This window comes from Photobacterium sanctipauli, assembly GCF_003026495.1.
GTDB lineage: Bacteria > Pseudomonadota > Gammaproteobacteria > Enterobacterales > Vibrionaceae > Photobacterium > Photobacterium sanctipauli.
In genome coordinates this window covers 149,981-163,927 of record NZ_PYMA01000013.1, presented here as the reverse complement: position 1 = coordinate 163,927, position 13,947 = coordinate 149,981, and the positions used below count along the sequence as shown (strand labels likewise).

The 13,947-nt window shown below is 49.5% G+C and carries 13 protein-coding genes; 10 read left to right on the top strand and 3 right to left on the bottom strand.

Translation table 11 applies throughout. The annotated features are described in order from the left end of the window. Window positions 1-630 (top strand): IS3 family transposase (locus C9I98_RS18695; protein WP_107272334.1); only part of this gene is annotated, 630 nt, incomplete at its 5' end. Window positions 631-1,330: 700 nt separating this feature from the next. Here the strand turns inward: C9I98_RS18695 and C9I98_RS18690 are convergent. Continuing rightward, entirely contained in the window at window positions 1,331-2,236 is a 906-nt protein-coding gene (locus C9I98_RS18690; RefSeq protein WP_036830792.1) for a LysR family transcriptional regulator, read from the bottom strand. Between the two features lie 282 nt (window positions 2,237-2,518). Here C9I98_RS18690 and C9I98_RS18685 point away from each other — a divergent pair, with 282 nt between their 5' ends. From C9I98_RS18685 to def, 6 genes are all read left to right on the top strand, one after another. After that, complete coding sequence (locus tag C9I98_RS18685) at window positions 2,519-3,505, top strand: HlyD family secretion protein (protein ID WP_245907187.1); 987 nt, start codon at window positions 2,519-2,521, stop codon at window positions 3,503-3,505. 40 nt (window positions 3,506-3,545) lie between these two features. Further along, window positions 3,546-5,102, top strand: coding sequence for a DHA2 family efflux MFS transporter permease subunit (locus C9I98_RS18680; RefSeq protein WP_036824627.1), 1,557 nt, complete (start codon window positions 3,546-3,548; stop codon window positions 5,100-5,102). 104 nt (window positions 5,103-5,206) lie between these two features. After that, complete coding sequence (locus tag C9I98_RS18675; RefSeq protein ID WP_036824624.1) at window positions 5,207-5,770, top strand: cyclase family protein; 564 nt, start codon at window positions 5,207-5,209, stop codon at window positions 5,768-5,770. A 13-nt stretch (window positions 5,771-5,783) separates the two neighbouring features. Continuing rightward, window positions 5,784-6,476, top strand: coding sequence for a ferredoxin reductase domain-containing protein (locus tag C9I98_RS18670; protein WP_036824621.1), 693 nt, complete (start codon window positions 5,784-5,786; stop codon window positions 6,474-6,476). Between the two features lie 108 nt (window positions 6,477-6,584). Then, a complete protein-coding gene (locus tag C9I98_RS18665; protein WP_107272325.1) occupies window positions 6,585-7,361 on the top strand; it encodes an AraC family transcriptional regulator in 777 nt (258 codons plus the stop codon). A 99-nt stretch (window positions 7,362-7,460) separates the two neighbouring features. Next, window positions 7,461-7,982 carry a peptide deformylase gene (gene def / locus C9I98_RS18660; protein WP_107272324.1) on the top strand — a complete coding sequence of 174 codons (522 nt, stop codon included), beginning with the start codon at window positions 7,461-7,463 and terminating at the stop codon, window positions 7,980-7,982. A gap of 146 nt (window positions 7,983-8,128) precedes the next feature. Here def and aguA read toward each other — a convergent pair whose 3' ends face one another. Together aguA and C9I98_RS18650 are read right to left on the bottom strand one after the other, a co-directional pair. Further along, window positions 8,129-9,220, bottom strand: a complete 1,092-nt coding sequence (gene aguA / locus C9I98_RS18655) for an agmatine deiminase (protein ID WP_036824465.1) — start codon at window positions 9,218-9,220, stop codon at window positions 8,129-8,131. Window positions 9,221-9,249: 29 nt separating this feature from the next. Further along, window positions 9,250-10,668 (bottom strand): APC family permease, encoded by a 1,419-nt coding sequence (locus C9I98_RS18650; RefSeq protein ID WP_036824468.1) that lies wholly within the window; start codon window positions 10,666-10,668, stop codon window positions 9,250-9,252. 279 nt (window positions 10,669-10,947) lie between these two features. Between C9I98_RS18650 and arcC the strand changes: the two genes are divergently transcribed. The 3 genes from arcC to ptcA all read left to right on the top strand — a co-directional run bounded on the left by arcC (window position 10,948) and on the right by ptcA (window position 13,915). Then, window positions 10,948-11,862 (top strand): carbamate kinase, encoded by a 915-nt coding sequence (arcC, locus tag C9I98_RS18645; protein ID WP_107272323.1) that lies wholly within the window; start codon window positions 10,948-10,950, stop codon window positions 11,860-11,862. Between the two features lie 54 nt (window positions 11,863-11,916). Then, window positions 11,917-12,540 carry a TetR/AcrR family transcriptional regulator gene (locus C9I98_RS18640; RefSeq protein ID WP_036828342.1) on the top strand — a complete coding sequence of 208 codons (624 nt, stop codon included), beginning with the start codon at window positions 11,917-11,919 and terminating at the stop codon, window positions 12,538-12,540. A gap of 328 nt (window positions 12,541-12,868) precedes the next feature. Then, complete coding sequence (gene ptcA, locus C9I98_RS18635) at window positions 12,869-13,915, top strand: putrescine carbamoyltransferase (RefSeq protein WP_107272322.1); 1,047 nt, start codon at window positions 12,869-12,871, stop codon at window positions 13,913-13,915. Window positions 13,916-13,947: the final 32 nt, after the last annotated feature.

The window sequence follows — 13,947 nt, the reverse complement described above, 5'->3', positions numbered from 1 at the left end:
CTCATGAAAAAGCTAGGTTTAGTGAGCTGTCAGTTGCCTAAGCATGCCTACAAGAAAGTGACTCAAGAACATGTTGAAGTCGCGAATAAGTTAGACCGACAGTTCGCCGTGACGGAGCCGAACCAAGCATGGTGCGGTGATGTCACCTATATTTGGGTTGGAACGCGCTGGGCTTATTTAGCCGTAGTTCTCGATCTCTTTGCAAGAAAACCTGTTGGTTGGGCAATGTCGCTATCGCCGGATACCAACTTAACGAGCAAAGCCCTATCAATGGCTTTTGAGGCAAGAGGAAAACCGAAAAATGTTATGTTCCATAGCGATCAAGGCTCGCATTACACTAGCCTGAAATTTCGGCAACTACTCTGGCGATATCAGATTGAGCAAAGCATGAGCCGACGAGGAAATTGCTGGGATAATAGTCCGATGGAGCGATTCTTCCGAAGCTTAAAGACAGAATGGGTACCATCAATCGGGTATGAGAGTTTTGCCCAGGCACAACGTTCAATCACACAGTACACCACAGGATATTACAGCGAGATCAGGCCACATCAATATAACGGTGGCCTGACGCCAAATGAGTCAGAACGATTATTTTGGAATGACTCTAAAACCGTGGCCAATTTCAGTTGACCACTTCAGTTGCCCCCTTTTGACAGATCAAAGGTAGGTAAAAAGGGGGCTGTATCATAGAGTAAATATCGAAGAAAAGTACTCCCAATACAAATATGTAATTTACACGTTTTATCGGAGTTCTCAATTGCAAGCTTGTATATTTAAAATATCAACATGCTAAAGTCGATAATGAATATACATAAGTTTTACTGCCCAATTGCAGTCGTTTGTGGGGATTAAAAAAAAGCCGCAACAATTAAGTTACGGCGACTCCATGTCTTTAGAGGTTTGCTTTCTAGTTATTAGAGGCCCCTTTCATATATCGCTCAAGCAGACAAGAAATATAAAAAGGGGCCACACACCAGTTTCGATGCAGTCATGCAGGTGTATGAGGCATAATAGCAAACTGAGTTAAGTTTTTATTTAGCATTGGAATATATAAGATGTCTTGATTTGCCATTGTGCATACCAACAAACAATATATTATGACGTCTTGCACAGATTGATGAACAATGCAGACAGTTGATTGAACTGTGTAGCCCCTTCTCTGAGTCTATCAGTCCTTAAGAGAAGGGGCACGCCATCTTGCTTTGCCAAGATTTCCCCTCACTTCTTCCAGATATTTAAACGGTTAAGTTATTGGGTTTTGAAATACATCTATGTATCAATCCAATACCTCTAATTTACAATGTAAATATTGCTCCAATCACAAGCAGTACTACTCCAAACCTGCGGCTCTTTGTGCAAACCTTTCTACAAGATAATCAACCAACAACCGGAGCCGTTTCGGGATCAGCTTGCGCTGGGGGTACACCAAACTCACCGGTACCAACGGCATTTCCCAGTCAGGTAGCAAGCGCACCAAACGGCCGGTGGCGAAATGTTCGCGACAAATAAACTCGGGTAACACAGCGATACCAAGCCCATCCAAGCAAGCCGCCAGCGACATACTGATGGTGTTTACCCTGAGCCGGTAAGGCAGGTCAATGCTCACCGCATCGCCAGACTGCATCAGATGCCAACTGGGTAACTTAACCGCCTTGTTCTGTATCTTGACCTGATGGTGAGGCGGTTTGAGATCAGATGGCTGGTGAATCATTCCAAACTGATCAAGGTAATCGGGGCTGGCGACCAACACCCGGCTCGACTGGGCGAGGTGGCGAGAAACCAACGTAGAGTCGTCCATCTCGCCCACTTGGGCATATAAGTCGACACCTTCACCGATGATATCCACCTCGCGGTTCGTTAGCTCAAGATGAATAGTGACATCCGGGTATAGCTTGAGAAAGTCATTGATATACTCCCCCAGCACTTGCTGCCCCAACTCCACAGGCATGGCAACGCTCAGTCGCCCTCGCACTAGGTCTTGGTTTGCAGTGACCTCCAGCTCTGCCTGCTCCATGATTTCTAGCATCTGGCAACAAGACTGGTAGAAAGATTCCCCCTCCGGTGTGAGCACCAAACTCCGTGTCGAGCGCGTGATCAAGCGCACACCTAAGCTTTGCTCCAACTCGGCCACTTTTCGGCTCACCGTCGACTTTGTCATATCAAGAATTTCAGCAGCTTGAGTAAAGCTTCCACAATCAACAACTTGTGAAAATATCGCTATTGAGTTCAAGTCCATACCAGCCCACTCACTCTTCGATTGGTAAGAATTTTGCAACAGTGTTTCCTCTTTTTCCTATCCTATCACCCAATCTTTTTCATTTACACTTTGCAACACTTTTCAAATTCCAAGTTCCCAGACGCATTCCTATAAGTAGAAGAGAGTAATATGGCCCAGCAAACCCAGTCAGCCGCGACCGATACCCAGCAGGCACACACGCCAACACCAGCAACAGCAACAGCCACGGCACAAACCAAGCCAAAAAATAAGAAGAAAGCACCGTTAATCGCTACCTTGATCATGCTTTCGTTAGGACTCGCTGGCGGTGGCTACTGGTTTGGCTACGGCCAATATTTCGAATCGACTGAGAATGCCTACCTGCAAGGAGACATCACCAATATCAGCCCCAAGGTTGCCGGGTATATCACCGAGTCATTTGTCGAGGACAACCAGCATGTAAAGGCGGGCGACTTGTTGGCAAAAATTGATGACCGCGATTTCATTGCCGCCGATGACCAAGCCAAAGCCCAGCTTGCCGTCAGCCAAGCGACCATCGAAAACCTCAAAGCCCAGCAACAATTACAGCAAACTAAGATTCGCCAAGCCGATAGCCAAATCGCCTCGGCACAAGCCGAGTTTGAGCGAGCCCAGCAACAGGTATCGCGCACCCGCAGCCTACTCAAGCGCAACTACTCATCGCAAGACGAGCTAGACAGCATGATTTCGCATCAAAAAGTCACCAAGGCCCAACTGGATGAAGCGAAGGCAAGCCAGCAAGCCGCGATTGACCAATTGGCTGTGATTGCCAGCCAAATTATTCAAGCAGAGGCATCGGTAACCGAAGCCCAAGCACAACTTGAGCAAGCAGATCTGAACCTGAGCTACACCAAGATTTACGCGCCGGTGGATGGCATTGTCGGCAAACGCAGCCTACGGGTTGGCCTATACGTTCAACCTGGCATGCCGCTAATGAGCTTGGTGCCAACCTCGGATGTATGGATTGAAGCCAACTTCAAAGAAACCCAGCTCAGCGGTATTCACCAAGGGCAAAAAGTTGATGTCGAGCTGGATGCTTTCCCGGGTCAAACACTTGAAGGGGTGGTGGATAGCTTCTCGCCGGCGACAGGGGCAAAATTCGCTTTGCTGCCACCGGAAAACGCCACGGGTAACTTCACCAAGATTGTTCAGCGCGTGCCAGTGAAAATTACCGTCAAAGCACCGGAAGCATTGGCAGGCCGCCTGATCCCTGGGTTATCTGTCGTTGCCACTGTCGATACCCGAGGCTGATCCCATGAGCAATACTGCCATCCAACCCATAGATTCAAACATGGATTCGAGCATAGATTCGAACATAACTCCGAACGTTGAAGAACCTACCGTACCACGCCGCCATTGGATTGCGTTATTTGGCGGCCTGATCGGCGCCTTCATGGCAATCCTGGATATCCAGATCACCAACTCATCCCTGAAAGATATCCAAGGTGCGCTCTCTGCAACCTTGGACGAGAGCTCATGGATTTCCACCTCTTACCTCGTCGCCGAGATGATTGCTATTCCATTGAGCGGTTGGCTATCAAGAGCCTTGGGCAAAAGGCGATACCTTACTTGGACCACCACTGTATTTACGCTTTCATCACTGCTTTGCTCGCTATCATGGAACATGACATCCATGATTGTCTTCCGTGCACTGCAAGGGTTTAGCGGCGGGGCGTTGATCCCGCTCGCCTTCTCATTGGTTGTACAACTTCTCCCCCTGCAAAAGCGGGCCGTCGGAATGGCGCTGTTTGGTATTACTGCCACCTTTGCCCCATCGATAGGGCCTACATTCGGCGGCTGGCTAACAGAAAACTTATCGTGGCACTACATTTTCTATATCAATATCCCGCCAGCTATCTTGCTGATTGCGATGATCCGCTATGGCCTAGACGATGAACCTCTTAACCTGCCAACACTGCTCAAAGCCGACTGGTTAGGCATTGTCACCATGGCCCTAGGTTTAGGCTGCTTGGAGGTGGTGCTAGAAGAAGGGAATCGCGAAGAGTGGTTCAGCTCATCGTTTATCGTCACATTGGCGATCATATCCGGGGTAAGCCTGGTGTACTTTGTGATCAACGAGTTGCAGCATAAAAAACCCTTGGTTAACTTGCGGTTGTTGAAGAACGGACAGTTTGCCATGTCTTGCCTAGCCTACTTAATCTTGGGCATGGCGCTGCTTGGCTCCATCTATGTCTTACCCTTATACCTGACCCAAATCCAGCAATATAACGCGATGGAGATTGGCGAGGTACTGATGTGGATGGGCTTTCCGCAATTGTTGATTTTCCCTTTGGTGCCCAAGCTGACCAACATCATCAAGCCCAAGTACCTGGTGACTTTTGGCTTTACCATGTTTGGCCTCAGCTGCTATGTCAACACGCATATGTCAGTGGATTTCGGCGGCCAACAGCTGATCCTGTCCATGCTACTGCGTGCCATCGGCAGTCCTTTTATCATGGTGCCGTTGTCTTTGGTTGCGATGAAAAACATCAGCAAGCATGACACTCCCGATGCCTCGACACTCACCAACGTCATGCGCAACCTCGGCGGTGCCTTTAGTATTGCAATTATCGCCACCTTGCTGGATAACAAAACCCGTGAACACTTTGCCCACATCAAGGAGTCGTTGCCAAGTGTCAGCACCGATGCATGGCAACAGCTGTTGCAGCAGAGCCAGTTCTTTATCCAATCGGGCAGCGATGCCAGCACCGCAATGTTGCAGGCACAAGCCAGTTTGACCGCCACGATGCAGCGCGACGCAGCCATTATGGCCTATAACGATGTCTTCCTGATGATGACCGGGTTCCTAGCCTTCGCCGCTGTCATTATTCTCACTATGCGCGACTAGGCGGTATTTATGTCCCTATTTTGATGTTTAATGTCTTAATACTTGTAATAGACCACCATGCTAAAACGTAAAATTCTCCCCATCAAATGCTGAGGAGAAAAAACATGTACGAGAAAAACATTAGTTTAGACATTAGCCCAGAGCACCCTGCCTACCAATGGGCAAAGCGTCAGTCTGATTCCGTCAATGCCCTCGGGCATATCGGCACTCATATTGACTGTTACACCAAGGTGCCAGCGCACACAGACTATCGAACCCCAGTCCAGATCATCGATTGCTCGAAGGGCATGCCGACTATCGAACAAGTGAAAGCGCTGGAATTAAAGGATAAATCCTTGGTGCTTTATACCGGCAACCTAGAGGAAAATGGCTATGGCACCCCAGGCTACGGTGCGCTGGCAACCTACCTTGATAGCGAGGTACTCGATGCTATTTTGGCGGCTAAGCCTAAATTTATCGTCATCGATAGCTATGGTATCGGCGCCCATGGCGATGAGCACATCGCCTTCGACCAGCGCTGCGAGCACCACCACTGCTTTGTGATTGAAAATGTCTGCCTAACCCGCGACATGCTCGAGCACCTTTGCGAACTGGCGATTAGCTTCGATGCAAGCTCGGCCACCACAGGCAAGCGCTGCGACGTTGTGGCCATTAGCCACAAGCAATAGCGGAGGAAAGGCAATGCCGATAAACTGCAAGATAGTCGCCCTGACTCACCTCAACACGAAAACATTACGCGTGGTATTGAAGGCTGAGCAGGCATTCACATTTCTCGCCGGGCAATATGTAATGGTTGAATTCGGTGATGGCGACAAGCTTCCGTTTTCCATCGCGTGCGCACCAACGGAGAATAATCTTTTCGAAATTCACCTTGGTGGTATTTCGCCACAGAGCAAGCTCGCTGAGCAAGCCAGCTGGCTACGCCAGTGCTTTGAACAAGGGGAAAGCATCAACATAGATGTTGCGGCAGGCCATGCTTGGTTGCGCCCCCCAACCGAAAGCACAGTGCTTATTGCCGGGGGCTCGGGTTACACCTACACCCGTAGCTTGCTCCTAGCAATATTGAAGCACTCCCCCAGTTGCAATGTGAGCCTCTACTGGGGGGCCTTCAGCGAGGAAGACCTATATGAGCATCATTATCTTATGGAGCTGACCAAGAAACATGCAGGGTTTCGCTATATACCAATAGTAGAAGTGGCCTCCGGCTTGTCCCCCTTCCGCCAAGGCAGGTTAATGGATATTGTCGAGCAAGAGTGTGATTTCATGTCCCTGCCTACGACCTATATTTGCGGACGCTACGAGATGGTACAAACCGCTTTTGCAACGCTAAAGTCCAAGCACCAAGCGCTTTGCATTTATTCTGATGCGCTTTGAGCAGTGTAATACCGCTCAAAGCACCCAAGTGATATCCTAAATTAATAGTTAGAGCCTAAGCATCAAAATATAAACAACAGCATATAGACAACAATATAGAGACAAAACATGGCGGTTATCGACGGTTCAACCCCATTCAATGCCGACAGCATCGACAACGATGTTGTCGGCATTGCCGCGACCATTGGCGCCCACGACTCAGGTATGCACAACCACCAGAAAGGGCAGTTACTGTTCGCCGCTTCGGGCTGCATGACAATTTCACTACAAGGGGCCAAATCTATTTTGCCCCCCACGCGGGCGGCATGGATACCCGCCGGGGTAAACCACTACGCCAAAATGAGCAATGTTGTCGCTTATCGCTCGCTTTATTTCGACAGCACGCTTTGCCACTCCCTGCCCGACAAGGTCACTATTTTTACCATCAACCCGCTGCTGCGCGAGCTGATTGAGCGAATGGCCTTTTGGCCATGGGACAAACCCAAGCAGGAGCAAACCAATACCCTTGCCTTGTTTATCGAGGAGATACAAAGCGCCCAGCAGGTGCCGATGACCCTGCCCTTTCCCCAAGACCGCAGATTACATAAATGGCTTGCCGGGATCATCGATGAGAGCGTACTCCCCCCGCCATTAAAGGACGTCGCCTCCCAAGTCGGTGCGAGCGAGAAAACCATCTCCCGCATTTTCAATCGCGAGGCGGGCATGCCCTATCAATCATGGCGGCAGCAATGGCGGCTATTTATCGCGATAAAGCTGTTATCCGAGGGCGCCAGTGTGGCTGACATTGCTTCCCAGCTTGCCTTTTCCAGTGACAGCGCCTTTATCGCCTTCTTCCGCCAGCACACCGGGGCAACACCGGGCAAATACCTTGAGCCCAATAATTAGCGGCAAATACCTTGAGCCCAATAATTAGCGGCAAATGACATTCACTTTCTCAATAATTTAAGTAACACTTACCCTATCAAACGATTGAGGAAGTGAACCATGGACGCTCTAACCATTGCCCAGCTTGGCAACCCAATATTGCGCCAGCAGGCCGAGACATTGACCCCGAGCCAATATAACGACTATGCACCGTTTTTCGCCGAGCTAGAAAAAATCATGCTGGAACACAACGGTGTGGGCATTGCGGCACCGCAGGTGAGCGAGTCTGTCCGCGCTTTCATCGTCGCCTCAAGGCCGAACCCTCGCTACCCCAACGCCCCAATGATGGCACCCACCCTCATGCTCAACCCTGAAATAACCTGGCAGAGCGAAGAAACAGAAAAAGATTGGGAAGGCTGCCTAAGCATTCCCGGTATGCGCGCCAAGGTCAGCCGCTCAACCCACATCGATGTGCGTTACCACACCCTTGACGGCGAAGTGGTTAGCACCAGAATGGAGGGGTTTATCGCCCGTATATTCCAACACGAGCTCGACCACCTCAACGGCATCGTTTTCCTTGATAGGGCCGATTCAAAAGACTATGTCACCGAAGCAGAATTTCAAAAAATCATGGCCAGCTAGACCCCTGAATACTGGCGATCTCGACGGAATAATCAACACTACTCCCAGTGAATAGCGATCTAAAAAGCCCCTCGCCACACCTGATCAAAAACAATCTAGGGGCGAGGGGCTTTGTCTTTCTAAATTAAAAAAATAGGGCTTTGACGCTAAACCGCTGGGATCTGCTGGGTAATACAGTGGATATTCCCGCCGCCGAGCAGAATTTCACGGGCATCAACTCCCGTTACCTCATAACCCGGATACCACTGTGCCAACAACTGGGCCACGGCATCATCATGTTTTTCATCAAGCAATGGGTAGATAATATGCTGATTTGAAATGAGGTAGTTGGCATACGAACCCGCTAGCCTTTCACCCGCCACCCGCTCCATGCCTTCCGAGGCATCCACCCCGCCAGCTTCATCTTCGGTGATAAACAATGGGCCTGGCATTGGCAGCTTACGTACCTTGATCTGACGCCCCTTGGCATCGGTTTGGGTTTCAAGTACATCCAGCGCCTGACGCGAGATGGCATACTGCGGATCAACCGGATCCTCACACCACGTCAGCGCGACCTCACCCGGACGGATCACATGGATCAAGTTATCGACATGGCCATTGGTTTCATCGTTATAGAGCCCTTGCGGGATCCATATGACTTTTTCGACCGATAGGTAATCCTTCAACACATCCTCGATTGCTTCACGGTTTAAGTCTGGATTACGGCTTGGGTGGAGCAGACACTCCTCGGTGGTGTAGAGCGTCCCTTCACCATCAACATGGATAGATCCGCCTTCCAACACAATCGGCGCCCGGTAGCTATTATCACCCAAGGTTTCGCACACCTTGCGCGCCACGGCATCATCTTTGTCCCATGGGAAATACAATCCATCGACCAGCCCGCCCCAAGCATTGAAATGCCAATCGACACCACGGCGTTCGCCTTCACCATTCACCACATAAGTTGGGCCAATATCACGCATCCATGAGTCATCGGTACTCATTTCCAATAACTGAATATTGCTCGGCAGCAGGGTGCGAGCATTTTCGAACTGGCCAGCACTCACCACCATGGTTACCGGCGTGGTTTTGGCAATCGCCTTCGCCACGTCGACAAAGGTCGATTGGGCTGGTTTACCGCCATAGCGCCAGTTATCAGTACGCTCCGGCCATGCCATCCAGACGCCAGCATGGGGCTCATGTTCGCCAGGCATTCTGAAACCATCTTGACGTGGGGTGGTATCTAGTTGCTTAGTCATCGTTCAATCCTTTTTGTTTTAGTTTTTGGTTAAGCCGTATGTTCATGAAAATTGGCTTGCTGCTCTTGCTGCGCTTTTTTCTTCACCGCCAACATCAACAGGTATTCACCCGCGCCAACAGTGAGTAGCACCCCAATAAATACCGGCGCGCTGTACACCCAATTCACCGATAGCGTTAGCAAGTCAGGGAAGATAAACAGCACCACAGCTTGGACAATGGTTAGGAAGCAGATAATGCTCAGTGCCCACTGCACCCCCATACCACCAGGCACACGGAAAGGACGCTCGCGTTCGCCATCTGCAAGGCGCAGCTTGAGGTAAGACGGGAACATAAAGAGGTATGGCAGCAAGAAAATACAGCTAGAGAAGGCAAATACCGACCAGAACAGCTCATCGCTGGTTTGGGCAAACACGGCATAAGCAAGGATAACCACGGTGGAAAGCATACCTGTGATATTGTTCGCGCCCACCGGGGTATCGTATTTCTCGGACATCTTGGCAACAGCGTCTGGCAACTCGCCTTCACCAGCAGCTTCTGCCGCCGCTCGGCTGGCACCCATGGTCCAAGTCACCATGTTGCCGATAAAGGTCAGCAATGCCATGGTGCCAATCACATACACCATCATTTGGCCAAATGGCCCGGTGCCAAACAGCTTACGCAAGGTATCGATGATCCCCGCCACCAAGCCGATATCCTGCATCGGAAGTGCCATCAAAATACCAACAGTACCAAACACATACAAGAAAGCTGTAATAATCGCCGCGAGGAAAATAGACTTAGGCATATCACGCACGTCTTTCATTTCCTTGGTCATGGTCGCGACCAGCTCAAAACCCATTAGGTTGAACACCAAGGCAGGCAAGAACGCGACGCCAGTGTCTAGGCTCGGCATCATAGCTGATAGGGAAAACTCGTTGGCCACCCCGTTTTTGGCCGCATAGACAAAACCACCGACGCCCAGCACGGTGATCACCGTGACCTTCAGTATCGCACCGATATTGGTTACCCATACCCCGACATCAACCGAGACATTACAAATCCAAATGGTCAGCCAAGTCAGCGCGATACAAATTGCAATTTGCCAGAACAGCGACAAGCCCGGGAAAAACAGTTCCGCAAACATACCGGCAAACATAATGTATACCGCAGGCATCCAAAGCCCGACGTTGATCCAGTAAAACCAAGTGGTTCTTACCGCCCATTTATAGCCGAATGCTTTTTTTACCCAATCATAAATACCACCATCACCCGGATAAGTCGTACCTAGTTCAGAAGTAATTAGCCCATAAGGAATAACAAAAACCACTAAAGTAACTAACCACCAGCCAATTGAGCTTACGCCAATTGATGCCGATGCCGTTAATGTGTCGACAACAATGACGGCACATAAGCTAAATAACGCTAAGCTTGTAACCCCCATTTTTCCTTTGGATACTTGCGTGTCCATAATTCTTCTCCGTGTCTAACTATTTGGTTTATTTTCTATGGCGAAACTGTTTCGTGCTTATTATCTAACCAAAGCAAGACAGCGGCTTTCGTTATTAGAATCACTTATCGATGGAATGGCGCTTTATTCACGCCAAGGCGTGACAGAAAAACCATAATTTATGCCCCAAGCAGGCTTAATCGCGAAAATTGATTCTGATCAAGCCTACTAAGTGAAAATAAGCGCTAAATTTTTAACCAACCTAGCCACAACACATATTAACGAGACAGGATAACCACAATGGAAAATAACAAGCCTATTATCGTCGTCGCCGTTGGTGGCAATGCCCTATTACAGCGCGGCGAATTAATGAGTTTCGAAAACCAGCAGAAGAATATTGCCGTTGCCACTGCTGCATTGGCAAAACTGAGTGAGGATCACCGCGTGGTTATCGTCCATGGCAATGGGCCGCAGGTAGGATTATTAGCTTTGCAAAAATTCGCCTATACCGATGCGCCGCCCTACCCACTTGATGTGTTGGGTGCCGAAACCCAAGGCATGATTGGCTATATGATAGCCCAAGGGCTTAAGCAAAACTTACCTGGCCACAAGGTCAGCACGGTGCTCACCCAAGTAGAAGTTGACGCCAATGACCCGGCTTTTGCCTCACCGAATAAGTTCATCGGCCCGGTTTATGACAAGCAAACCGCCGATGACAAAGCCGCCGAATTTGGCTGGTCTATCAAGGCCGATGGCGAATACTGGCGCCGCGTGGTGCCATCACCGCTGCCACAGAAAATTGTCGAGCTTGATAGTATCCGCACATTATTGGCTGCCGATCATACGGTAATATGCTGTGGGGGCGGAGGGTGCCCCGTGATTGATACCGCAGAGGGATACAAAGGCGTTGAAGCCGTTATCGATAAAGATCTCTCTGCCGCCGTGCTGGCACAGCAGCTTGGTGCCGAGCACTACTTGATTCTCACCGATGGTGATTTTGTCTGCGTCGATTGGGGGACGCCCAACGAGCAGCCTTTGTATGACGTGACCGTGGACCAAATCCAGCAATACGCCTTTGCTGCCGGTTCAATGCAGCCAAAAGTGGATGCTTGCTGCGCGTTTGCCAAGTCGACCAACGGGGTTGGCCATATCGGATCGTTAGATAAAGCCCAGGCCATTATGGCCAAACAGTCCGGCACCCATATCCACCCTTAAGCCCAATGCTGATGGCATGATGATAAGCAAAATAGAGCGAAGCAAGGAACCAGCATGAAGCGAGAATCGACAGAGCAACGGTTGGAACGGATACACACAGCAATCACCCAGCTGGTTGCCCAACGGGATATTAATTCGATTTCAATCTACGATGTCGCCAAAGAAGCCGCCATTGCGGCTTCAACGGTTTACCACCACTACCCCAATATCGAAGCGCTGCTCTATGAGCTGATGAAAGACATTTTTGCTGACTTCACCCAAGTGCTCGACAACGCAGTAAAGCCCGAGGCCATTCACCACTGGAGCGATATCAACCGGATGATAGAGCAGGGGTTCATCGATTATTACCGCAGTAACCCCCTTGTCCAACGCATATTACTAGGTCAACACACCTACACGTCCATTCGCCATGCCGATGCCCAAAACGACCTCTTGTTGGCCGAGCATGTAGAGGCAATATACCGGCGCTATTTTGTCCTGCCCGAGCTCCCCAAAGACGTCAACATCTTTGCCATTGCACTTCAAGTCGCCGATAAGGTGTATTCAATGAATTACCGCGAAAATGGCGATATTCCACCAGAGATGGCAAGGGAGGCAATAGTATTAACCGAAGCTTATCTAGGCACTTACCTACCGAAGAACTTGCACAGGATAAATAGTGAGACTCTCTTAAATTAGTTTGGCTATGACTTGCTTTGCATTGAATTTAAAGCCCGTACCTACTTGGTTCGGGCTTTTTATTTATTACTTCAAAAGTATGCCTAATATTTAATACCAGAATCAAATATCGAAAAATATTCTCTTCACGTTATCTCGTTTGTGACATTAATCAGGAAGCAACAGGCATTTATTTAGCATGAACCGATTAGTGATTCTAGTTTAAGAATTCATCCCCGGCGCTAGTAATAATAGAGCCATCCAAAGGGGGATAAGAATTAACCTCTCCCTCAGATAAATATCTCTCTAATTGATTGCTCTGCTACTAAATATATAAAAGGAATCCATTATGAAAATGCCATCTTCAAGTGCAACCAACTTAAACAAAGAAGGTCTTCGTCATTTCCTTAAAACTCAGGACTACACCAAAAAAGAGCTAAGTGACATTCTTGAATTAATGGCAATGCTAAAGCAAGCTCGCCGTGACAACGCCCTGCCACAGCTATTCAAAGGCAAATCGGTGGCAATGATCTTCGAACAGCCTTCAACCCGCACCCGCGTCTCGTTCGAAACAGCAGCGACCATGCTGGGCGGCCACGCTTTATTCCTATCACCGAAAGATATCCACCTAGGCGCCAAGGAATCACTAGAAGATACTGGCCGGGTACTTTCTCGCATGGTGGACGTGATCATGGCTCGCGTTGACGACCACAGCACCGTGGCAGGCCTTGCGGAGCAAGCTAGCGTGCCTGTGATTAACGGCCTGTGTGATTGGCTACACCCAACCCAAATCATGGCCGACTTGTTCACCATGGTCGAGCACTTACCTGAAGGCAAATCGCTAGGCGACCTCACCGTGGCCTTCGTGGGCGATGCCACCAACGTTGCTTCATCGCTAATGTTTGCGTGTACCAAGTTCGGCATGACGTTCAAGCACATCTGCCCAGAGCGCTTTAAAGCACCGCAGAAGTGGGTAGACATCGCATTGGACAACTGCGAGATGTCGGGCGGGAAGCTGGTTATCACCGACAACACCGATGAAGTGGCAGGCTGCGATATCATTGTTGCCGATAGCTTCTACTGGTTTGGCCAAGAAGACGAAAAAGAAATCCGTCTATCAACCTTTATCCCTGAGTATGTGGTCACCCAAGACATGATGGACAAAGCTGGCCCGCAAGCCATGTTCATGCACTGCCTACCTGCCAATGACCAACGCGAATGTACCCGTGAAGTGATGGAGTCCCCGCGCTCATTGATTTTCGATGAAGCAGAAAACCGCCTAACCGCTCAAATGGCATTGTTGGTTTACTTCACTCACAAACACATCCAGCAACCGAGCAAGGCAACAGCCGCCCAGCACAAACAAAAAATAGAGGATTTCTTGGGTACCCTATAACTTTCCCGGGCTCCCCCTCCTCTGGCTTAAGA